The following is a 22580-nucleotide window of genomic DNA, read 5'->3' on the forward strand; positions in this document are numbered from 1 at the left end:
GGTACTTGAGCATGAGCAAAAGCGAAAATTCATCGACAGCAACAATGATCATTATTACCGGAATGTCTGGAGCAGGCAAAACGATTGCTGTACAGAGTCTTGAAGATCTTGGATTCTTCTGTGTAGATAATTTGCCACCTGTACTTATTCCGAAGTTCGCTGAATTAATAGAGCAATCCAATGGTAAAATCGGTAAAGTTGCACTTGTAATTGATTTACGTGGACGTGAATTTTTTGCTGCTCTGTCTGAATCCCTAAGCTATATCAAAAACCACTATACGATTCATTCTGAAATATTATTTTTGGATTCTAGCGACTCGGTACTGGTTCAGCGGTATAAAGAAAGCAGACGCCGGCATCCGCTAGCGCCTGAAGGTATGCCGCTGGATGGTATCCGTTTAGAACGTCAAATGTTAGATGATCTCAAAACATCTGCGACTCAGATTATAGATACAAGTATTATCAAGCCTGCTCAATTAAAAGAGAAAATCATTGCTCGTTTTTCTCATTTGGAATCCAATCGGTTATCGATTAATGTAACTTCATTTGGCTTCAAATATGGTATTCCGATTGATGCCGATCTCATTTTCGATGTTCGTTTTTTACCTAATCCTCACTATATTGACCATCTAAGGCCGCATACCGGACAGGATAGTGATGTGTACGAATATGTAATGAAATGGCCAGAAACACAAGCTTTTCTGACTAAATTATTAGATATGTTGCACTTCTTAATCCCTCATTACCGGAATGAAGGCAAAAGCCAGGTTATTATAGGCATTGGTTGTACAGGCGGTAAGCATCGTTCTGTTGCGATCTCTGAATATCTGGGTCGTATGCTTGGCGCAAGCGAAACAGAAACTGTACGTGTTAGTCATAGGGATGCTGATCGCGATCGGCATTAAGGAGTGAAAGATATGTCTATTTCACAACCCACTTTACCTGTGGTTCGTCCGCGAATCGTGGTTATGGGTGGTGGCACCGGGTTGTCGGTAATGCTTAGAGGTCTCAAAGAAAAGCCACTGGATATTACAGCTATCGTTACTGTAGCAGATGATGGTGGAAGTTCTGGTATTCTTCGAGACGAACTAAAAATGCCGCCTCCGGGTGATATTCGTAATGTACTCACCGCTTTGGCGGATGTAGAACCTCTTTTATCAGAGATGCTCAAATATCGTTTTCAAAAAGGCGAAGGACTTGCAGGTCATAGCTTAGGTAACCTGATTCTGGCAGCAATGACAGACATATCGGGTGATTTCGTGACTGCTGTTCGAGAATTGAGTCGTGTATTTGCTGTGCGAGGACAAGTGCTTCCAGCAGCAGAACAGGCTGTTATTCTACACGCCGAGATGGAGGATGGCTCTATCGTCACTGGGGAGTCGAAGATTCCTGAAGCCGGTCAAAAAATCAAACGCATTTTTTTAGAACCTGATCATGTAGAACCATTGCCTGATGCGGTACTCGCTATTCAGCAGGCAGATGCGATTCTGATCGGACCTGGCAGTCTGTATACGAGTCTGTTGCCCAATTTGCTTGTGCATAAGCTTGCAGATGCGATATTGAATTCAAATGCGCTCAAATTATTTATCTGCAATGTGATGACACAGCCGGGAGAAACAGATCATTATACAGTAAGTGATCATTTGAATGCGATCTATGAGCATGTCGGTCATCGCTTATTTGATTATGTGATTGTGAATAACGATCCTATTCCTTTGAAAATGCAAAAACGGTATGCCGAACAAGGAGCGAAGCCAGTAATCCTGGATCTGGAAACGGTGGAGTCGCTCGGATACAAAGTTATTGCAGACAAACTGGTGCTCTATGGAACCTATCTTCGTCATGATGCAGATAAGTTAAGTCATCATATTTATGAACAAGTTAAAAAATCTATGTTATCGAAAGGGTGAGTCCATTGTCATTTGCGGCGCAGACGAAAAAAGAATTAACGATGGTAGAGGCTGATGACTGTTGTGAACATGCAGAACTGTCTGCGCTTATACGGATGAATGGTTCAGTGCAAATTTCCAACAAGAAAGTGATTTTGGATATTTCTACTGAAAATGCCGCTATCGCAAGACGGATCTATTCCCTGATCAAAAAGCATTTTGCTGTGCATACTGAATTACTGGTGCGTAAAAAAATGCGTCTCAAAAAAAATAATGTCTACATTGTTCGTATTCCGATGGGTGTACAAAGCATTCTGACTACACTCAAAATTGTGTCTGAAGGATTTATGTTTACTCCGGGCATTAATACGGAAATGGTACGCAAAAACTGCTGTAAACGTGCTTATTTACGCGGTGCTTTTATGGCAGGTGGATCGGTCAACAATCCAGAAGGATCATCGTATCATTTGGAGATTGCATCGATGTACGAAGAACAATGTCAGGCGCTTGTTGATCTTGCGAATGAATTTGAATTGAATGCTCGCTGTATTGAACGCAAAAAAGGATTTATTTTGTATATCAAAGAAGGCGAAAAAATTATTGAGTTTTTGAGTATTATCGGAGCTCATCAAGCGCTATTCAAATTCGAAGATGTTCGTATTATGCGAGATATGCGTAATTCCGTAAATCGTATCGTAAATTGTGAGACAGCTAACTTGAACAAAACGATTGGTGCAGCAGTTCGTCAGATTGATAACATCAAATTTATTCAGCGCCGTATTGGACTTGAACAATTGCCTGATAAATTGCGTGAAGTAGCAGAGATTCGTCTAGCACATCCTGATATGAATCTCAAAGAAGTAGGCGAAATGCTTAAAGGTGGAGTCAGTAAGTCTGGCGTCAATCATCGACTACGCAAATTAGACGAGATGGCTGAAAAGATGCGCAATGAACACTATGCTTGAATAAAATAATCTCACGTAAGCTTTATTTTTTTCTAGTACGGTGCGTGCTATAATGGTATAGTGTTATGAACATGGTATTAAACACTGTGAGCTGCGTATGCACGCTCAATAGATGTAATGAATATGTATTATAGGGGGTAACGATCTCATGACAAAACACCCGGTTGTTGTTCGATTGAAAACGGGATTACACGCAAGACCTGCAGCATTGTTTGTACAGGAAGCGAATAAATATTCTTCAGAGATTTTTGTTGAAAAAGATGATAAAAAAGTGAATGCTAAAAGCATCATGGGCATTATGAGCCTTGCAATCAGCTCTGGCACTGAAGTATACATTAGTGCTGAAGGCGCAGATTCAGAATCTGCTGTAAACGCTTTAGTCAGTCTAGTAAGCAAAGAAGAATTAGAAAACCAATAAGCCCCCCATAGCGATATGGAGGGCACGCCGTCACAGATTGCTGTGGCGGTTTTTTTGTATAGTTAGCATCAATTAGCTTAGAAAAATGCCTTTTTTAGCAAAGTTCAATTTTAATTGAAACGCATTCCATGAACTTTGATATCCGAAGCCATCTCGCAATACAGCAAATGGAATATACATCCGTCCATTGACCACTGTAGCATCAGGCCCATTCCATTGATGATTATTCAGACGCATCGTTACGCCAGAATTGCTCATGATCATATCGAGCTGATCATCATTTTGTAATAACGTATATGTTTTGACGCCAGATTCATAGCGTAACGTCATTCCTATAGAGTCACGTAGCATAACGACTGGAATCATCGTATTACCACCGATCAAAAGACCATTTTGCGGAAGGCGTGTTCCATTCCATTCTAACTTCACTTCACGCGGCTTGGCTGGAGTGGCAGCTTGAACGGCTGTTGTATTAAAAATTAGAATACTCATCATAAGCAAAATGGAACTCCATAGATATTTGTTTTTTGACATGGTGACTCTCCCCTCATTCTATTATTCCCGATCTCGTGTACTCATTATAGCGCTAAAGTCCATAATGGTGGGATTATATGAGATTATAAAAAAAATAATCTAACTTGTCACGATGAACTTGAACAATGCTCAACTTGTTGTGTGAAATACATACGCTCTTGTCTGATCTCTCTCTATTTTTCGGCCGAGTTTGAAAAACAACTCCTCTCTCCATAATCGCTCAAATAATCAATGATGCAACTTTTATTTGCTCCTTATCGTTTAGTAGGTACAACCAATTAAGGAGTGAATAAAATGAAAAGAACAAGTAAATCCCTAGCTTCATTGATGCTCGCAGGTACATTACTAACTGGTATGAGTGCGTTTGTAGCACTGCCTAGTCATACAACTTATGCAGCGGAAACGGCAGTTACAACAGCACCAGGTGTGATTAATGTGAGTGGTACAGGTAAGTTAACAGTCAAACCAGACATCTCATATCTAACGATCGGAGTACAGACAACTTCAACGACTGCTGCCAAAGCCCAATCAGCAAATGCTGAGAAAATGGCAAAATTGAATACTTTGCTCAAAGGAGAATGGAAAATTCCAAACGCGGATATTGAGAGTGTTCAATTCTATGTACAACCCAACTATGATTATAACGGTAAAGACCCGCAAAAAGTTACAGGTTATACGGCATATCATAGTTTGCAAGTGACTTATCGTGATTTGGACAAATTAGGTTCATTGTTGGATGCTGCTGCTAAATCAGGAGCTAACAATATCGGTTCTGTTAGCTTTGGGATCGAAAATGAAGATACCTATCAAGAGCAAGTCATTGCCAAAGCAATGTCTAATGCAAAAGTAAGAGCTCAATCGATTGCAAAAGCAGCAAACCTTTCACTTGGAAGCTTGTTGTCCGTAAGTGATCCAGGTGTAAGTGCACCACCTGTTGTATATATGGAAAAACAAAGTGCTAAAGCGCTGGATACTCCTGATGCTGCCGGTACAAATATTGAGCCAGGTACGATTGAATTGAATGCTACACTTAACGTGCAGTATGCTATGAATTAACAGATTGAAGCGTGAATGAATCTGATTAGAGCAAAATAATCAGAATTGTAACTAATTATACGTGCAAATCTACGTATCGTTTCAGTATAGTAGAAGTTTACTAAAGCAGAGCAGTCCTCAAATTAGAAACGTTTATCTTGTTCAATATCTACATGAGCAAGATAAACGTTTTTTTGATATTCAGCAGAAAAACCTAAAAATGTTTTACAGTTTCATCATTTTTAGTAGGGCAATCGTGACTATGTTGTAAATTGATATTGAGTGATTTGTAAATCTCTTGATAAATGTTAAGGATATAATAAAGAAGGTTAAACCAAATATAACATGATACATAATGTTAAAGGAGAGATAATGAATGAACACGAATCAAAACAATACATCTAAAGCACATTTAAAAAAAATCTCTGCGTTTCTGTTAGCAACAACGATGGCTACTGTAGGAACGGTAGCTGTTCTACCAGGAACTTCTTATACAGTACAAGCGGCGGCTGCAACATCGTCTACTGCTAAATCAGCTATTCATGTACAAGTAGAAGGAAAAGCGATCGCTACAACAGGGATTGTGAGTCCAAATGGTAGTTCGCTACTTCCTTTAAAAGACACAGCCAAAGCAATCGGGGCTACAGTAACGTACAATGCTAAAGAGAAAACAGTTACTGTGACAAAAGACAAAAATAAAGCATCATTTGCTCTAGGAGCAGATGTAAATGACGGTGTATTTGTTACCTTAAATGGTAGTACGGTTGGAGATAGTTATGACGCTAAAATAGTCAATGGTACTTCTTATGTAGCTATCAAAGCAGTTACAGATCAATTCGGATATCGTGCGGTATGGAATGGTGCTACACGTACTGTAAATATAACAAAAGAAGGCATGAATAATATTGAACTAACAACAGCTACTCTAAAACCGACCAAAACGAACAGCTATACAGAGATCAATATTAAATATCCAGTCATATCTGGTTTGGACAATTCAGAAGCTGAAGTAGCTATTAATAAAGCTTTCAAAGCTCATGCGCAAACTTATTTGGAACAAACACAAAAACAAGCTAAAGAATTAGGAGCTCCTCCTAAAGATTCAGCTATGACATATGAAATAGATAGTGGTTATAAAGTAACTTATAATCGTAACGGTGTATTAAGTGTGTTAGTAAACGACTATGAATTTCTCGGTGGTGCACATGGCGGGGCTACGCTAACTGGGATGACATTCTCGTTGAAAGACGGTAAGCAAATTCAATTGAGTGATCTACTCAAATCCAATAGCAATTATCGTAAAGACATCGACAAAGTCATTAATGCTGAAATCAAAAAAGAAGATCTTTACTTTGCAGATAGTTTTAAAGGAATTGCTGCTAATCAAGGATATTATTTAACAGATAGTGGACTAACAATCTATTTCCAACAGTACGAAATTGCACCATATGCAGCAGGTACACCAGAGTTCTCATTTACTTTCAAAAAATTGTTACCTACAGGTGTAAATCCACTGGATGCGTACAAAGCTTAATTTTGATAATATAAGTGATCGGATGATAGAGTAATTGCAATATTATGAAGTAAATGTAGCAGTTATTAGACTGACTATTATAAAAAAGGATACAAAAAAGCCTCCGGTTTATATCCCGGAGGCTTTTTCGCGTGTTGTTCCAGCATGCTGGAGTAAAATTATACCCCTTGTGGAGGTGTATTTTCAATCACTTTATCAACTATGCCATATTCTTGTGCTTCAGCAGCAGTCATAAAGTAATCGCGGTCTGTATCTTTTTCGATACGTTCCAACGGTTGACCTGTACGGTCTGCTAGAATTTTGTTCAATTTGTCGCGCATTTTAAGAATACGACGAGCACGGATTTCGATATCTGTTGCTTGTCCTTGTGCGCCACCAAGTGGTTGGTGAATCATGATTTCGCTGTTAGGCAAAGCAAAACGTTTACCTTTCGCACCAGCGTTAAGCAAGAATGCACCCATACTTGCAGCCATACCTACACAGATAGTAGATACATCAGCTTTGATAAATTGCATTGTATCGTAAATAGCCATCCCCGCAGTGATCGAACCGCCTGGACTGTTAACATATAGGTGGATGTCTTTCTCCGGGTCTTCGGCTTCCAGAAACAGCATTTGTGCAATAATCGCGTTAGCTACAACATCATTAACTTCAGAACCTAGAAAAATAATGCGGTCTTTTAACAGACGAGAGTAAATGTCATAGGCACGTTCTCCACGACTGCTTTGTTCAACGACCATTGGAATATAACTCACTAGAAACCCTCCTTCAAAGTTGTACATCATAATAGATTAATTATAGATCAAATATTGTATTAGAAGATACTCATTGTTCTTACCACATTATAGGATAATTCGAATCAAAAGTCAAAGAAAGTCAAACTATCCTGACCAAAAGTGTAGGAACATCAGTAAAATCGGTTAATGAAGAAGAGGGCAACCAAAATTTGGGTATAAAAATAACCAGCATAGGCTGGTTAAAGGGTGTTCTGCATTTATAAGTCAATTACTTAATGTTGCGCAAATAGTTCTTAGATATGATAGAACATATCAAAAGGCATTCGATCATACCGATTACTTATGTAAAAAAGATAATGAAATTAAAAATATAAATGGCGCGCCCGCCAAGAATCGAACTTGGATCTCAGGCTTCGGAGGCCTACGTCATATCCATTGGACCACGGGCGCACATCAAAACAGCAGTACGATTGATTATAGGATATCCACCTATAAAAAGCAAGTTGGCTTGGGAGGAAATCACGTATAAAAACGATAACATCAACCTCTCACAGAATAGTTGTGTTAAAAACTTGCTTCTGCATGAAAAATTGGTTAAGATAGACGTGGGACTTAAAAAGTTATGCCGGGACATTTTGAGTCCATTAAGAATCGCGGATATAATGAACACTGAGCGAGATAAGTTGCAGGAGTGGAATGCATGCGGAAAATATTAGAAATACAAAAGCAGCTTCTGCCCGATCTCACCGAAGTACTCAAAAAAAGATATACGATTCTGCATCAGGTTATGATGGTAGGGCTGGTTGGAAGAAGATCACTCGCCACATCGCTTAATATGACTGAACGCGTCTTACGTGCAGAGACCGATCTTCTCAAATCGCAAGGGTTACTTGAGATTGAAAGTACGGGAATGAAGGTTAGTGAAGCAGGCAAGCAATTGCTTGATGAGCTTGAACCTATTATTCAGGAACTGCTTGGATTATCGAATCTGGAAGAACGTATTCGCACTTTCTATAAGTTGAGACAAGTAATTGTCGTTCCTGGTGATAGTGACATATCTATTATGGCTAAGCAAGAGCTTGGACGAGCAGGAGCCAAAGCGCTGCTCAGTGTCATCCGTGAGGACGATGTCGTTGCTGTTACAGGAGGCTTTACATTAGCTGAAGTCGCTGAGCAACTCAGTCCATCCATACCGGCACCTCTCAAGAATGCCTGGTTCGTACCGGCAAGAGGCGGACTTGGAGAGAGTATGGAATTTCAGGCGAATTCGATTGCTTCCACTATGGCAAAGCGTGTAGGCGCACAATATCGATTGTTGCATATTCCAGATTTATTGCGTGAAGATGCTTATGAATTGCTTTATCAGGATCAGAATATCCGCGAAATTGTCGGTCTGATTCGTAAAGCACGTATCATCATGCATGGAATTGGAGATGCGATGGAGATGGTGCGTCGCCGTAGACTTGAACCCGAGGCAGCGGAAGAAATTCATGCCGCTGGAGCTGTTGCTGAATCATTCGGTCATTATTTTAATGAACAGGGTGAGACGGTGCACCAGATGTTAACGATGGGACTTCAGCTCGATGATATTTCCAAAGCGGAAGTGGTTATCGGTATTGCTGGAGGTCGTAGCAAAGCCAAATCGATTCATGCTGTACTCAAATTCGGTCAGGAAGATATTCTGGTCATTGACGAAGCCGCTGCTAGAGAAATTGTGAAAGAACTAGACTAGTCCTTTTGCTTCATTTTCGAACGTCTAGCAGTCGGCACACAAGATTTACTCTATAATGTTGTCTTGACATGCCTTTTATAAGGTATGTCTTGAAATAAATTAAATACACTATCTCTAGGAGGAATTAACTCATGGTTAAAGTTGGTATTAATGGTTTCGGACGTATTGGACGCTTGGCTTTCCGTCGTATTCAAAATGTAGCAGGTATTGAAGTAGTAGCAATTAACGATTTGACTGACGCTAAAATGTTGGCTCACTTGTTGAAATATGATACAACTCAAGGTAAATTTGACGGCGAAGTTGAAGTTCATGACGGATTCTTCAAAGTAAACGGAAAAGAAGTAAAAGTTCTAGCTAACCGTAACCCAGAAGAACTTCCTTGGGGAGATCTTGGTGTGGATATCGTTCTTGAATGTACTGGATTCTTCACAACTAAAGAAGCAGCTGAGAAACATTTAACAGCTGGTGCTAAAAAAGTTGTTATCTCTGCTCCAGCTACAGGCGAAATGAAAACAATCGTTTATAACGTAAACCATGAAATTCTTGATGGTACTGAAACTGTAATCTCTGGTGCTTCTTGCACAACGAACTGTCTTGCTCCTATGGCTAAAACATTGCAAGATCAATTCGGAGTAGTAGAAGGCTTGATGACTACAATTCACGCTTACACTGGCGACCAAAACACTTTGGATGCTCCACATGCTAAAGGTGACTTCCGTCGTGCTCGTGCAGCTGCTGAAAACATCATTCCTAACACAACTGGTGCTGCTAAAGCAATCGGTTTGGTTATCCCTGAATTGAAAGGTAAATTGGATGGTGCAGCACAACGTGTTCCTGTAGCAACTGGTTCCCTTACTGAATTGGTAACTATTTTGGAGAAAAAAGTTACTGTTGATGAAGTTAACGCTGCTATGAAAGCTGCTTCTGATGCTGAAACTTATGGTTACACTGAAGACGAAATCGTATCTTCTGATATCAAAGGTATGACTTTCGGTTCTCTATTCGATGCTACTCAAACTCGTGTTCTAACTGTTGGTGACCACCAATTGGTTAAAACTGTAGCTTGGTACGATAACGAAATGTCTTACACTGCACAATTGGTTCGTACTCTTGAGTACTTCGCTAACAAAGCGTAAGAATCTTTCGTGAACTGAAATAAATATTAATTCCATAAAGCGGAAACAGGTTTCTTGTGTTTCCGCTTTTTCTAAATGAATATCTGTTTTAAATTGCTCGTTAATCAAAATTCAGGGCATGGAGGAACAATATAATGAATAAGAAAAGTGTTCGTGATGTAGAAGTAAAAGGTAAAGTGGTATTTGTACGTGTAGATTTCAACGTACCTATGGAAGACGGTAAAATCACAGATGACAAACGTATCCGTGAAACTTTACCAACAATTCAATATCTAGTTGAAAAAGGTGCAAAAGTTGTACTTGCAAGTCATATGGGTCGTCCTAAAGGTGAAGTGGTTGAATCACTACGCTTAACTCCACAAGCAGAGCGTCTATCTGAATTGCTAGGTCAACCGGTTGCTAAAGCTGACGAAGCTATTGGCGATGCAGTAAAAGCAAAAATCGCTGAATTAAAAGAGGGCGACGTTTTAGTTCTTGAAAACGTACGTTTCTACCCTGGTGAAGAGAAAAACGATGCAGACTTAGCTAAATCTTTTGCAGAATTGGCTGATCTATTCGTAAATGACGCATTTGGTGCAGCTCACCGTGCGCATGCTTCAACAGAAGGTATTGCACACCACTTGCCAGCAGTATCTGGTCTTTTGATGGAGAAAGAATTAGATGTATTGGGTAAAGCATTGACTAGCCCAGAACGTCCTTTCACAGCAATCGTAGGTGGATCTAAAGTAAAAGACAAAATCGATGTTATCGATAACCTAATCACACTTGCAGACAACATCATTATTGGTGGTGGATTGACTTACACATTCTTCAAAGCTCAAGGTCATGAAGTAGGACAATCTCTTCTAGACGAAAGCAAATTGGATGTTGTACTTGGATTCATGGAAAAAGCAAAAAAATTAGGTAAAAAATTGTATCTTCCAGTAGATATCGTTGTTTCTGACGATTTCAGCGCAGATGCTAATACAGATATCGTAACTATTGATAAAATCCCAGCAGCTTGGGAAGGCGTAGACATCGGTCCTAAAACTCGTGAAATTTATGCTGATGTAATCAAAAACTCCAAATTGGTTGTATGGAACGGACCAATGGGCGTATTTGAAATCGCACCTTTCTCTGGTGGTACAAAAGCAGTAGCAGAAGCATGTGCAACAACTGAAGCTTACACTATCATTGGTGGCGGTGATTCCGCAGCAGCAGCAGAGAAATTCGGCTTGGCTGATAAAATGGACCATATCTCTACAGGTGGCGGTGCTTCCCTAGAGTTTATGGAAGGTAAAGCTCTTCCAGGCGTTGTGGCATTGAACGATAAATAAGTTTAAAATGTATATAGATTTGAGTGCTTTGGATTGTACAAAGCACTTCAGTGTGGCTTCGATCAGAACACTGTAGTTATGCAAACAGAAGGAGTGATATCGCAGTGAGAACACCAATTATTGCAGGGAACTGGAAGATGTTCAAAACCGTTCCTGAAGCAAAAGCGTTTATTGAAGATATCAAAGGCAAAGCAGAAGTAGATGGCGTAGAAAGCGTAATTTGCGCTCCTTTCACTAATCTTCCTGCTTTGGTTGAAGCAGTAAAAGGAACTTCTATCAAAATCGGTGCACAAAATCTTCACTTTGAAGACAATGGTGCTTACACTGGCGAAATCAGTGGCGTAATGTTGAAAGATCTTGGTGTGGACTATGTAATCATCGGTCACTCTGAGCGTCGTCAATATTTTGCTGAAACAGACGAAATCGTTAATAAAAAAGTACATGCTGCTTTCCGTCATGGTTTGACTCCTATCGTATGTGTAGGTGAAAAGCTTGAAGAGCGTGAAGCTAACCAAACTAAAGAAGTATGTAAAGTACAAACAGAAGGTGCTTTTGTCGGATTAAGTGCAGACCAAGCGAAAGAAACAGTAATCGCTTATGAGCCAATCTGGGCAATCGGAACAGGCAAATCTTCTACATCCCAAGATGCGAATGAAGTTATCGCTTATATTCGTGAATTGGTTAAAGGTCTATACAACGAAGAAGTGGCTAACGCAGTTCGTATTCAATACGGCGGTAGCGTGAAACCGGAGAATGTGAAGGAGTACATGGGACAAAGCGATATCGATGGCGCACTTGTCGGCGGCGCAAGCTTGCAACCTGATTCTTACATTCAGCTCGTTGAGGGGGCGAAGTAAATGTCAGCACCCAAACCAGTAGCACTAATCATTATGGACGGATTCGGTCTGCGCGCAGAAGTAGAAGGCAACGGCGTTGCTCAAGCGAAAAAACCGAATTATGATAGATATCTAAGCGAATACCCACACACTACACTAACTGCTTGCGGTGAAGCTGTAGGTCTGCCTGAAGGGCAAATGGGTAACTCGGAAGTAGGTCACTTGAATATCGGTGCAGGCCGTATCGTATATCAAGATTTGACTCGTATTTCTAAGTCGATTCGTGACGGAGACTTTTTCCAAAATGAAGCGTTGGTTGGCGCATTTACAAATGCAAAAACAAACGGCAAAAAATTGCATGTGTTCACCCTGTTATCCGATGGCGGTGTACATAGTCATATCGATCATTTATTCGCTACACTGGATATGGCTAAACGCGAAGACTTCCATGATGTATTGATTCATGTATTCTTGGATGGACGCGACGTATCACCAGATAGCGGTAAACGTTATATGGAACGATTGGTTGCTCAAATAGCAGAAGTGGGCGTAGGTAAAATTGCTACCGTTCAAGGCCGCTATTATGCAATGGATCGTGACAAACGCTGGGAACGTGTGGAAAAAGCTTACCGTGCTATCGCTTTTGGCGAAGGTCCGGCATTCAAAGATCCAGAAAACGTAATTTCTTCTTCTTACCAAAATTCAGTATTTGACGAATTCGTTGAACCATCTGTTATTGTGGATAGTGAAGAAAAACCAGTCGGTACAGTAAGTGATGGAGATTCAATCATCTTCTTGAACTTCCGTCCTGACCGTGCAATTCAATTATCTCAAGCTTTTACGCAAGAAGCATTTGAAGGATTCGATCGTGGACATGCACAACCGAAAAACCTGTACTATGTATGCTTAACCACATACAGCAATACAGTAAGTGGAACGGTAGCGTATGGCCCTAAAGATCTGAGCAACACGCTTGGTGAAGTCTTAGTACAGCATGGCAAAAAACAATTGCGTATTGCTGAGACTGAGAAATACCCGCACGTTACATTCTTTTTCAGTGGCGGTCGTGATGTAGAACTTGAAGGTGAGACTCGTATCTTGATTAACTCTCCTAAAGTCGCTACGTATGATCTACAACCGGAAATGAGTGCACGTGAAGTAGCAGATGCTTGTATCGCTGAGATTGAAGCAGAGCGTCAAGATGTTATCATTTTGAACTTTGCTAATCCTGATATGGTAGGTCACTCTGGTAAGCTAGAGCCTACAATCAGAGCGGTAGAAACAACAGATGAGTGTGTAGGTAGAGTCGTAGATGCGATTCTAGCTAAAGGTGGCGTAGCCCTAATTACTGCTGACCATGGTAACGCTGAGACAGAGATTGATGAATTGGGTCGTCCGCAGACGGCACATACAACAAACCCTGTACCATTTATCGTCACAGATAAAAATGTTACTTTGCGTGAAGGTGGTATCTTAGGCGATATCGCTCCAACCATTCTTGATTTTGCACAATTACCTAAGCCGGAAGAAATGACAGGTACATCTATTGTCAACAGCCGTAAGTAATTGCTCGCTATAAAGATATGACTTAAAATGTAATGATCATGTATGATCTAAAATAACGATTTAAAAGGAGAACATTTAACCATGACTATTATTTCTGATGTTTATGCACGCGAAGTTCTTGACTCCCGCGGTAACCCTACAGTTGAAGTTGAAGTATACTTGGAATCTGGCGCTTTGGGTCGCGCTATCGTTCCTTCTGGCGCATCTACTGGTGCTCATGAAGCTGTAGAACTTCGTGACGAAGACAAATCTCGTTACTTGGGTAAAGGCGTTCTTAAAGCAGTAGAGAACGTTAACGAAATCATCGCTCCAGAAATCATTGGTATGGATGCTTTGGATCAATTGGGTATCGATAAAGCAATGATCAAATTGGATGGTACTCCTAACAAAGCTAAATTGGGTGCTAACGCTATTCTTGCAGTATCTATGGCTACTGCTCGTGCAGCTGCTGATGCTCTTGACCTTCCATTGTATGTATACTTGGGCGGATTCAACGCAAAACAATTGCCAGTACCAATGATGAACATCATCAACGGTGGTGAGCACGCTGATAACAACGTTGATGTTCAAGAATTCATGGTATTGCCAGTTGGAGCTCCTAGCTTCAAAGAAGCTCTTCGTACAGGTGCTGAGATTTTCCACAGCCTTAAATCTGTATTGAAAGCTAAAGGACTTAGCACTTCTGTAGGTGACGAAGGTGGATTCGCTCCTAACTTCACATCTAACGAAGAAGCATTGACTTCTATTATCGAAGCGATCGAAAAAGCTGGTTACAAACCAGGTGTTGACGTATTCTTGGGTATGGACGTTGCTTCTACTGAGTTCTACAAAAACGGTAAATATGAACTTGCTGGCGAAGGTAAATCATACACTTCTGCTGAGTTCGTAGACTTGATGGCTTCATGGGTTGATAAATACCCAATCATTACAATCGAAGATGGTTGTTCTGAAGATGACTGGGAAGGTTGGAAATTGTTAACTGAGAAATTGGGAGACAAAGTTCAATTGGTTGGTGACGACTTGTTCGTAACAAACACTGAGCGTCTTGGTCGTGGTATTGAAGAAGGTATTGGTAACTCTATCCTTGTTAAAGTTAACCAAATCGGTACACTTTCTGAAACATTTGATGCGATCGAAATGGCTAAACGCGCTGGTTACACAGCTGTTATCTCTCACCGCTCTGGTGAATCCGAAGATAGCACAATCGCTGACATCGCTGTAGCGACAAATGCTGGACAAATCAAAACAGGTGCTCCTTCACGTACAGACCGTATTGCTAAATACAACCAATTGCTTCGCATCGAAGATCAATTGGGTGACCTTGCTAAATACGATGGTCTTAAATCTTTCTACAACTTGACTGCACACAGAGGCTTGACTAAATAATTGACTTTTAACTTTGGATTCAGATTCTTTTAGAAGAAGATGATCAAAGGTCAAAAGATAGATCACAACCATCCGGTATCATGCCGGGTGGTTGTTTTTTTATAGATAGGTGTTGGCTAAGATTATGAATATGTTGACACGTAAAAAAGAAGAGTAAGCTTCAAAAACTTACTTAATCATACATATCGGAGTAAAAAGATTGCTTTTTACTTGAAAAATATGCTAAAATAAGAATGCTGTTTTCTATACGATTATTACATACGATAGTGATAGTCAATCGCTATTGTTCTTATATGATAACGATAGATGTTCGGCGTATTCGTTTGAGGAGGTGGAATTCATGTTATTGACTTTGAAAGTACTGCTCATGATTTTTTCCGTTGGGTTGATCGTTATTGTTCTACTTCAAAAAGGTAAAAGTGCTGGACTTTCTGGTGCCATCTCCGGCGGTGCGGAACATCTTTTTGGTAAAACCAAAGCGCGCGGAATGGAACTGGTGTTGGAACGTACAACAGTAGGTCTAGCTATTGGATTTTTTGTTTTAGCTATTCTTGTAGCGGTCTTTAGTTAAATCATGAATCGCCTGATTCGGTAGAGCATCATTTTACCGGTTCAGGCGATTTTTATATGTTAGGCAAAATATTGTTCTTTGGTTAGTGATTGTTCATAGAGAATTCATATAAAGGAACTATACTTGGAATTGTTCCCGAGCTTGTCCATTATTCCCATGCAAGACATGTAAGACCGAAGTCCATGATGTGCAATACTTTTCAGGCAGTTTTGTTATTCCCAACCAAGGAGGGGATAATAGAACTGCCCTCTTTTTTTATACAGATCAATACAGGCAACTGAATATTTGAAGCGAATTGAATGAGTGAGATTAATTTAGTGTATACTAGGGTATGAGTATACTAAACGCTACAATGCATACAGTTGTACATACGGATCAAGAAGGGAACATAAGCTTACCCTGAAGGTCGTCCGAGGTGAAATGATATGATTACTGAACAACAAGTATTAGATGTAATAAAGAGTATCGATTATAAACCAATGACTTATCAAGAGTTGGAGCAGCAGTTAGAGATTCAAGCGGCTTCTGATTTTAAAGAATTGGTCAAAATATTAAATGAACTTGAGCACACAGGAGTGATCGTGCAGAACAAGTCTCATCGTTATGGTCTACCTGAACATATGGATCTGGTTCGTGGACGTATTCAAGCCCATGCTAAAGGATTTGCTTTTCTGATTCCTGAGGAAAAAGAGCATGGCGATGTCTACATCAATGCCAATGATATGGGAACGGCAATGAACGGTGATATCGTGTTTGTGAAAGTCACTTCTCGCAGTACGACAGGTGGTCGTATGGAAGGCGAAGTAGTCCGCGTGATTACTCGCAAAAATACACGCATCGTTGGTGTATTTCAAGGACTTGATACGTACGGATTTATTATCCCTGATGACAAGCGGATTAACCGCGATATTTTTGTGCCTAAAGAGTCATTCGGTGGCGCAGTTGAAGGGGAAAAAGTGGTTGCTGAAATCGTCAGCTATCCAGAAGGCAGAGCAGCAGCAGAAGGACGAATCGTTGAAGTGTTGGGTCACAAAGATGATCCAGGCGTAGACATTTTGTCTGTTATTCGCAAGCATCAATTACCAGAATCATTCCCTGATGAAATTATGGACGAAGCGCAAGCGGCTCCTGATTCTATTACAGATGCAGAGATCGTGGAACAAGGTAGACGTGATCTACGCGACAAAAATATCGTAACGATCGATGGCGAAGATGCTAAAGACTTGGATGATGCGGTCAATGTAGAGCGTCTAGACAACGGACATTACCGTCTGGGCGTTCATATTGCAGATGTAGGCTACTATGTCAAAGAAGGCTCTAAGCTCGATATTGAAGCTTACAACCGCGGATGTAGTGTGTATCTAGTGGATCGCGTGATTCCTATGCTACCTCATCGCTTGTCCAATGGTATCTGTAGTCTACATCCACAGGTAGATCGCCTTACCCTTTCATGCGAAATGGAATTCGATGAGCATATGAAAGTCGTGAAGCATGAAATCTTTACCAGTGTGATCAAAACCAAAGAGCGTATGACCTATACGAATGTACGCAAAATTTTGGAAGATGAAGATCCAGAATTGTTAGAACGTTATGCTCCGCTTGTCGAAGATTTCAAATTAATGCGTGAATTGGCGATGCAGTTACGTGAAATGCGTGCTCGTCGTGGCGCAGTTGATTTTGATTTTGACGAAGCGAAGATTATTTTAGATGAAAAAGGTAGACCCATCGATATCGTGAAGCGTGAGCGTTCGGTAGCAGAACAGATTATCGAAGAGTTTATGCTAGCAGCGAATGAGACGGTAGCCGAGCATTTCAGTACGCTTCAAGTTCCTTTCTTGTATCGTATTCATGAGAATCCAGATCAAGAGAAATTACAGAACTTCTTAGCATTCGCTTCGAACTTTGGTCATGTGATCAAAGGAACAGGCGATCATATTCATCCACGTGCATTGCAACAATTGTTGCAAGATATCAAAGGTGAAAAAGAAGAAACAGTGATCAGCACAATGATGCTTCGTTCGATGAAACAAGCGAAATATTCCGCAGACAGTTCAGGTCACTTTGGACTAGCCGCAGATTATTATAGTCACTTTACATCGCCGATTCGTCGTTATCCCGATCTGGTTATTCACCGCGTGATTCGTGAAGTGATCGAAAATGGTGGGAAGCTGAAGCCGAAGCGCCAGGATTACCTTAATTCTCGTATGGCAGATATTGCGCAACAATCTTCAGAACGTGAACGTGTGGCTGTCGATGCAGAGCGTGATACCGATCAACTGAAAAAAGCAGAGTACATGCTGGATAAAGTGGGCGAAGAATTCGAAGGTATTATCAGCAGTGTGACAAGCTTCGGTATGTTTATCGAGCTGGATAATACAGTAGAAGGTCTGATCCGCTTAGGGATGCTGACCGACGATTATTATCATTTTGACGATAAACAAATGATCTTGCTTGGTGAACGTACTTCCAAAATCTATCGTATCGGTGATGCAATTACGGTACGTGTAGCCCGCGTGAATATGGAAGATCATACGATCGACTTTGAGCTCAAAGATATGCCGAAAAGCAATCGTCCTGAGCGTGCAGATCGTGGTGGTACTCGTTCCCCGCGTCCAGATGGTGAGCGTAGAGGTGGACGTGGCGGAGATCGTGGTAAAAACAAAGCAGCTAGTAAAGCGGCGAAATTCGGTAAAGCAGCGAAGGCTGCCAAAGCGACCAAAGCTCCTAGCACTTCGGTAGCGCCTACTACAGATACAGGCAGTAAAAAGCCAGGCAGACGCAAACGTAAATCATCTGCGGCAGCTTCCGGTCAGACGACTGCGGTAAATGTACCGACTACCCAACCACGCAACCCAGACAGTACGACAGCTGTCAATGCAGGTGAAGGTAAGCCTAAAAAAGCGAAAGGCATTTCGACCAATGCTCCGAAAAGTTCGGGTAAAGACAATTCTCGTAACTTTAACTTCGGTTCAGGAAAAGGCGGCTATAACAGCCCTGTCGAAAGTAGCAAAAAGCGTAAAGGTAGCCCGGCACCAAGACGCAAAAAGATAGAAGGCCCTGTATTCGATCCAGAAGCAGGCAATATCCAAACGTCTTCGGCTAAAGTCGATACAGGTAAAACAGGTGGCGAAGTGAAAAAAAGTCGTCCACGCAAACGTAAACCGAAATCTACCGAGCAAAAACCTGAATAAATAACGATAGATCGGCTTTCTTCTTTCTCTGTATACCTTAGAATGAGGAGAGAGGATAAAGAAATGCCGGTCTTTATTTAAAATGATAGGTAGACAAGTATAGATAACAAAGTAAATCTGCAAGGTATAACATAAGTCATAGTTAACTAATCCGTTTATAAAGGAGTGAACCCTTATGGCACCTAAAAAGGGTGAAAGTAAAGTTCTTGCACAGAACAAAAAAGCATCACATGATTATTTTATCGAAGATACGTATGAAGCAGGAATGGTTTTAACCGGAACAGAGATCAAATCATTGCGCCGGGCAAGAGCCAATATCGGAGATGCGTTCTCGACGATTCGTAATGGCGAAGTATTTTTGCACAATATGCATATCAGTCCTTTTGAAGAAGGCAATCGTGCGAATCCAACCGATCCGACACGTACTCGTAAACTGCTATTGCATAAAGGTCAGATTAGCAAATTGATCGGTGCTTCCAAGCGAGACGGGTATACCATCGTTCCGCTCAAAATCTATATCCGCAACGGGTATGCCAAGCTATTGATCGGTCTAGGAAAAGGTAAGAAACAGCATGATAAACGTGCGTCTGCTGCCAAAAAAGATGCGGATCGCGATATTCAACGCGCACTACGGGATAATCAGAAGGTTTCTCGTTAAGTCAGTAAACGTTGAAAAGCGAAGTCATCATCATTTTGTAGTGAGTTAGTTACAATTAACAGGCAGATGGGTAAATGGATAGTGAAGCTGGTATGAATCAGCGATGAGGTTAGTACGTTCTGGCTCACAGAGCAGATAATGGCTAGAGGAACAACATTATATGGATCTCAGAACAACGTTCGTGTATTTGCACAACTGTTCACAGAGCCTAAAATGTGGTATACTCATAGTCTGTGGTCGTTGTATATTCTTTCAGTAGAAACAGCATATTGCTGATACATGACACACTTTACAGTTCTTTCTTATGGAGGGAAAGACTGTTGCTGTATATTCGGATAACGAGACTCATGTGATCCGTTCTAATCCAGCACCCTTTTGATTAAGGGGGCGTTTATGGATTCGACGGGGGTAGTTCGAGCATGGGTAGCGGGTAGTGGGGACGCGTCCGCTTTATCAACGCTAAAGCCTATTAAACGGCAAACAACAAACTAACTACGCTTTCGCAGCTTAATAACCTGTGAGCGTGCTCTCCCCTCGCATCGCCCATGTGCCAGGACGAGGGCCCAACTAATAGTGGGCTACGCTGTCACATCTCCGCCTGAGGTGTGCTGAATAAGATAACCAGGCTGACCCAAAGGGAATCCGGTGACAGGGAGTTCCTAGGGTGACATCAAATCTGTCACTACACCCGTAGAAGCTTATGTAACGTTGCCTTCGGACAGGGGTTCGACTCCCCTCGCCTCCATACTGAAAACCCAGCCCCCACAAGGGCTGGGTTTTTCTATGTCTTAAAAAGTAGACATTGCTTGTTAACGGTTTATAGAACCTTATTATTGCAATATTTGCTTTCAACTTCGCTTTTTGACCATAAGTTACTGCCTCATCGTACTCGCAATGAAATCATTCCTATAATACGTTTGCTTTTCAAATCAAGTTGAATAGCTAATAATGAGTAGATTAAAAATCAGATAAGAACTCTTAAGAAATAGTCGAGATTTAGAGAAATAACATGTATTTATACAAGTATTTTTCTTAATTTTTTCCTTTAACATTGTTATTCCAGAGTTGTTTCAAAATTATTATAAAAAAAGGAAAATGAGATTAAATATTGAATAAATATAAAAGGATTGAAGATTGATATGCTAACCAAATTCAAATATAAATTAATAAAGGTGGGAACATAAGTGTGGGCAGATAATGCTTCTAGAATAGATATGCTTTCTTTTGAACCTTATGCTGAACTTTTACATGAAATAGCTCTAAATGAACGAGTAAATCCACTTACTATTGGCTTGTTTGGTAATTGGGGGAGTGGTAAATCAACTGTTTTAAATTTAATCGATAAAAAAATAGAAGCTGAAGGCAATAAGAAGCTAGCTTCGATATTTGTAAACGCCTGGATGTTTGAAGGTTACGATGATGCTAAAACGGCACTTATGGAAGTGATATTGACAACTTTAGAAGAAAACACTGAAGTAAAAGAAAAAGTTGGGGAGTTACTCAAAGGTTTAAAGGAAAGAGTAGACTGGCTTAGATTAGGAGGGCAAGTTCTTAAAAAAAGCACTCCTTTTCTTTTGAGTGCAGTTTTTGGAAATCCATTACCTGCCTTAATGGAGGGGATAAATTCTCTGATTCCTAAGAATGCAGGTCAAGCAGAGGAAAAAATTAATCAATTAATAGATATGAAAGATTTCTTGAAAGATCTCCCAGAAGATAATGTAATTCAAAATATCAGAAAATTTCGCACTGAATTTGAGCAGATGCTGGAAAAGTCAGAGTTAGAGAATCTAATAATTATTATTGACGACTTGGATAGATGCAGTCCAGAGCGAATCATTGAAACGATTGAAGCTATAAAATTATTTTTATCAGTTAAAAGAACTACCTTTATTGTGGCGATTGATGAGGACATCATGAGTTATGCGGTACAAAGAAAATATCCTAAAATCGATGATGCTGCACTCGATATCTCTAAAGATTACATAGAAAAAATAATTCAGATACCTATTAAGATTCCTGAATTATCAGAGATAGAAGTAAAGAATTATTTACTTCTTTTAATCTGTGAGATGTTCTTGAACGAACCTTATTTAGATAAGTTGTTAACTGGATTAAAAGGTAGAAATGTTTTTGTGAAAGGAGAGATTATAAGTTCAGAAGAGATTCGTTCTATTCTAGAATCTGAAGGGATTACTCTAGAAAACGGTTTTAAAAATGGCTACCTTAAAGAACATTTTGAAGATCAATTAGATGTATTTGGGAGAGTAGCAGATGTTGTTTCTGCCACTCTTAAAGGAAATCCTCGTCAGGCAAAGAGATTTATCAATACATTTTATATCAGAAAAAAGCTTTCAGAAATACAGGGTTTAGAACTTGACTTAAGTATACTTGCAAAACTGATGGTCTTAGAATATACCAATCTAGATCTCTTTAGAGAGATTTATGCTTGGCATATAGCAAATGAAGGTTTTGCTACAGAGCTAGCGGCTTTGGAAAAGTATTCTCTCGGTGAAGATGGACAAACAATTGAAGAACTAAAGCAATCATATAGCAATCTCTGGTTTAAGCCTATTGTCCAACATTGGTTCAAGGTAGAACCAATTAAATTATCAGAAATAGATTTAAGACAGTATTTCTATTTAGCAAAAGAGTCGATTAAAGAAAAAAGTATTTCTGTATTGGACTTAACTTTAGAAGAGAGAAGTTGGATCAACAATATTTGTGCGGAAGGCTTGCACGAAACATTAAGAATAAAAAAAATAGAAGAATTTAGCCAAGCAACCTTAGATCATTCTAAAATTGTAAAAGGAATCGTTGCTAAATATCAATCTAATAAAGAATTTATTTTGAAAATATTGATCAGGATATACGTGCTACTTCCTGCTTATAGAGATCAGTTGATAAAAGAATTCAAAAAGCTTCGAAAAGATGATATGACACCTACAAATATTTTATTGTTCAACTTAATTAGAAATATAAATGAACAAGATTATCAAGAATTAAAAAGTTATTTTATAGAAGAAGGAATTGTGGAATTAGAGCTTTGGAATCAAGTCGCTGATAGAAGAAGATAAAT

At 40.1% G+C, this 22580-nt stretch carries 18 protein-coding genes, 1 tRNA gene and 1 other RNA gene; 17 read left to right on the forward strand and 3 right to left on the reverse strand.

Annotated features, from left to right (window positions below):
• Positions 1 to 11 precede the first annotated feature (11 nt).
• The 4 genes from rapZ (at position 12) to QCD85_RS13120 (ending at position 3272) form a co-directional block, all read left to right on the forward strand.
• The gene (gene rapZ, locus QCD85_RS13105; RefSeq protein WP_204826902.1) at positions 12 to 905 is read left to right on the forward strand and encodes an RNase adapter RapZ; all 894 of its coding nucleotides are present in this window, start codon (positions 12 to 14) and stop codon (positions 903 to 905) included.
• A gap of 12 nt (positions 906 to 917) precedes the next feature.
• Positions 918 to 1910, forward strand: a complete 993-nt coding sequence (locus QCD85_RS13110; protein WP_204826903.1) for a gluconeogenesis factor YvcK family protein — start codon at positions 918 to 920, stop codon at positions 1908 to 1910.
• 5 nt (positions 1911 to 1915) lie between these two features.
• Positions 1916 to 2854, forward strand: a complete 939-nt coding sequence (gene whiA / locus QCD85_RS13115; protein ID WP_204826904.1) for a DNA-binding protein WhiA — start codon at positions 1916 to 1918, stop codon at positions 2852 to 2854.
• A 148-nt stretch (positions 2855 to 3002) separates the two neighbouring features.
• Positions 3003 to 3272, forward strand: coding sequence for an HPr family phosphocarrier protein (locus tag QCD85_RS13120; protein WP_069325823.1), 270 nt, complete (start codon positions 3003 to 3005; stop codon positions 3270 to 3272).
• A gap of 72 nt (positions 3273 to 3344) precedes the next feature.
• Here the strand turns inward: QCD85_RS13120 and QCD85_RS13125 are convergent, their stop codons facing one another.
• A complete protein-coding gene (locus tag QCD85_RS13125; RefSeq protein ID WP_273614392.1) occupies positions 3345 to 3806 on the reverse strand; it encodes a stalk domain-containing protein in 462 nt (153 codons plus the stop codon).
• Positions 3807 to 4100: 294 nt separating this feature from the next.
• Here QCD85_RS13125 and QCD85_RS13130 point away from each other — a divergent pair, with 294 nt between their 5' ends.
• Together QCD85_RS13130 and QCD85_RS13135 are read left to right on the forward strand one after the other, a co-directional pair.
• Positions 4101 to 4862: an SIMPL domain-containing protein gene (locus tag QCD85_RS13130; RefSeq protein ID WP_301262886.1), complete on the forward strand. Its 762-nt coding sequence runs from the start codon at positions 4101 to 4103 to the stop codon at positions 4860 to 4862.
• A gap of 355 nt (positions 4863 to 5217) precedes the next feature.
• Positions 5218 to 6375 carry a PdaC/SigV domain-containing protein gene (locus QCD85_RS13135; protein ID WP_301262887.1) on the forward strand — a complete coding sequence of 386 codons (1158 nt, stop codon included), beginning with the start codon at positions 5218 to 5220 and terminating at the stop codon, positions 6373 to 6375.
• A gap of 158 nt (positions 6376 to 6533) precedes the next feature.
• On the opposite strand, the gene clpP is transcribed toward QCD85_RS13135, so the two are convergent.
• Together clpP and QCD85_RS13145 are read right to left on the reverse strand one after the other, a co-directional pair.
• Entirely contained in the window at positions 6534 to 7130 is a 597-nt protein-coding gene (gene clpP, locus QCD85_RS13140) for an ATP-dependent Clp endopeptidase proteolytic subunit ClpP (RefSeq protein ID WP_273614395.1), read from the reverse strand.
• Positions 7131 to 7487: 357 nt separating this feature from the next.
• Positions 7488 to 7562, reverse strand: a tRNA-Arg gene (locus tag QCD85_RS13145).
• Positions 7563 to 7812: 250 nt separating this feature from the next.
• Between QCD85_RS13145 and QCD85_RS13150 the strand changes: the two genes are divergently transcribed.
• The 11 genes from QCD85_RS13150 to QCD85_RS13200 all read left to right on the forward strand — a co-directional run bounded on the left by QCD85_RS13150 (position 7813) and on the right by QCD85_RS13200 (position 22578).
• On the forward strand, positions 7813 to 8844 hold the full coding sequence (locus tag QCD85_RS13150) for a sugar-binding transcriptional regulator (protein ID WP_069325818.1): 1032 nt from the start codon (positions 7813 to 7815) through the stop codon (positions 8842 to 8844).
• 131 nt (positions 8845 to 8975) lie between these two features.
• On the forward strand, positions 8976 to 9980 hold the full coding sequence (gene gap, locus QCD85_RS13155) for a type I glyceraldehyde-3-phosphate dehydrogenase (RefSeq protein ID WP_273614396.1): 1005 nt from the start codon (positions 8976 to 8978) through the stop codon (positions 9978 to 9980).
• A 134-nt stretch (positions 9981 to 10114) separates the two neighbouring features.
• Positions 10115 to 11296: a phosphoglycerate kinase gene (locus QCD85_RS13160; protein ID WP_273614397.1), complete on the forward strand. Its 1182-nt coding sequence runs from the start codon at positions 10115 to 10117 to the stop codon at positions 11294 to 11296.
• A 104-nt stretch (positions 11297 to 11400) separates the two neighbouring features.
• On the forward strand, positions 11401 to 12153 hold the full coding sequence (gene tpiA, locus QCD85_RS13165) for a triose-phosphate isomerase (protein ID WP_204826911.1): 753 nt from the start codon (positions 11401 to 11403) through the stop codon (positions 12151 to 12153).
• Positions 12154 to 13698 (forward strand): 2,3-bisphosphoglycerate-independent phosphoglycerate mutase, encoded by a 1545-nt coding sequence (gene gpmI / locus QCD85_RS13170; protein ID WP_274171288.1) that lies wholly within the window; start codon positions 12154 to 12156, stop codon positions 13696 to 13698.
• An 81-nt stretch (positions 13699 to 13779) separates the two neighbouring features.
• Complete coding sequence (gene eno / locus QCD85_RS13175) at positions 13780 to 15084, forward strand: phosphopyruvate hydratase (protein ID WP_204826913.1); 1305 nt, start codon at positions 13780 to 13782, stop codon at positions 15082 to 15084.
• Between the two features lie 340 nt (positions 15085 to 15424).
• On the forward strand, positions 15425 to 15655 hold the full coding sequence (secG, locus tag QCD85_RS13180; RefSeq protein WP_069325812.1) for a preprotein translocase subunit SecG: 231 nt from the start codon (positions 15425 to 15427) through the stop codon (positions 15653 to 15655).
• 425 nt (positions 15656 to 16080) lie between these two features.
• A complete protein-coding gene (gene rnr, locus QCD85_RS13185) occupies positions 16081 to 18846 on the forward strand; it encodes a ribonuclease R (RefSeq protein ID WP_301262888.1) in 2766 nt (921 codons plus the stop codon).
• 175 nt (positions 18847 to 19021) lie between these two features.
• The gene (smpB, locus tag QCD85_RS13190; protein ID WP_273614400.1) at positions 19022 to 19504 is read left to right on the forward strand and encodes an SsrA-binding protein SmpB; all 483 of its coding nucleotides are present in this window, start codon (positions 19022 to 19024) and stop codon (positions 19502 to 19504) included.
• A 383-nt stretch (positions 19505 to 19887) separates the two neighbouring features.
• Positions 19888 to 20252: a transfer-messenger RNA gene (gene ssrA, locus QCD85_RS13195) on the forward strand.
• 436 nt (positions 20253 to 20688) lie between these two features.
• Positions 20689 to 22578: a KAP family P-loop NTPase fold protein gene (locus tag QCD85_RS13200; protein ID WP_301262889.1), complete on the forward strand. Its 1890-nt coding sequence runs from the start codon at positions 20689 to 20691 to the stop codon at positions 22576 to 22578.
• Positions 22579 to 22580 lie beyond the last annotated feature (2 nt).

The sequence above is a fragment of the Paenibacillus sp. PsM32 genome, assembly GCF_030433815.1.
GTDB classification, from domain to species: Bacteria; Bacillota; Bacilli; order Paenibacillales; family Paenibacillaceae; genus Saccharibacillus; species Saccharibacillus kyungheensis.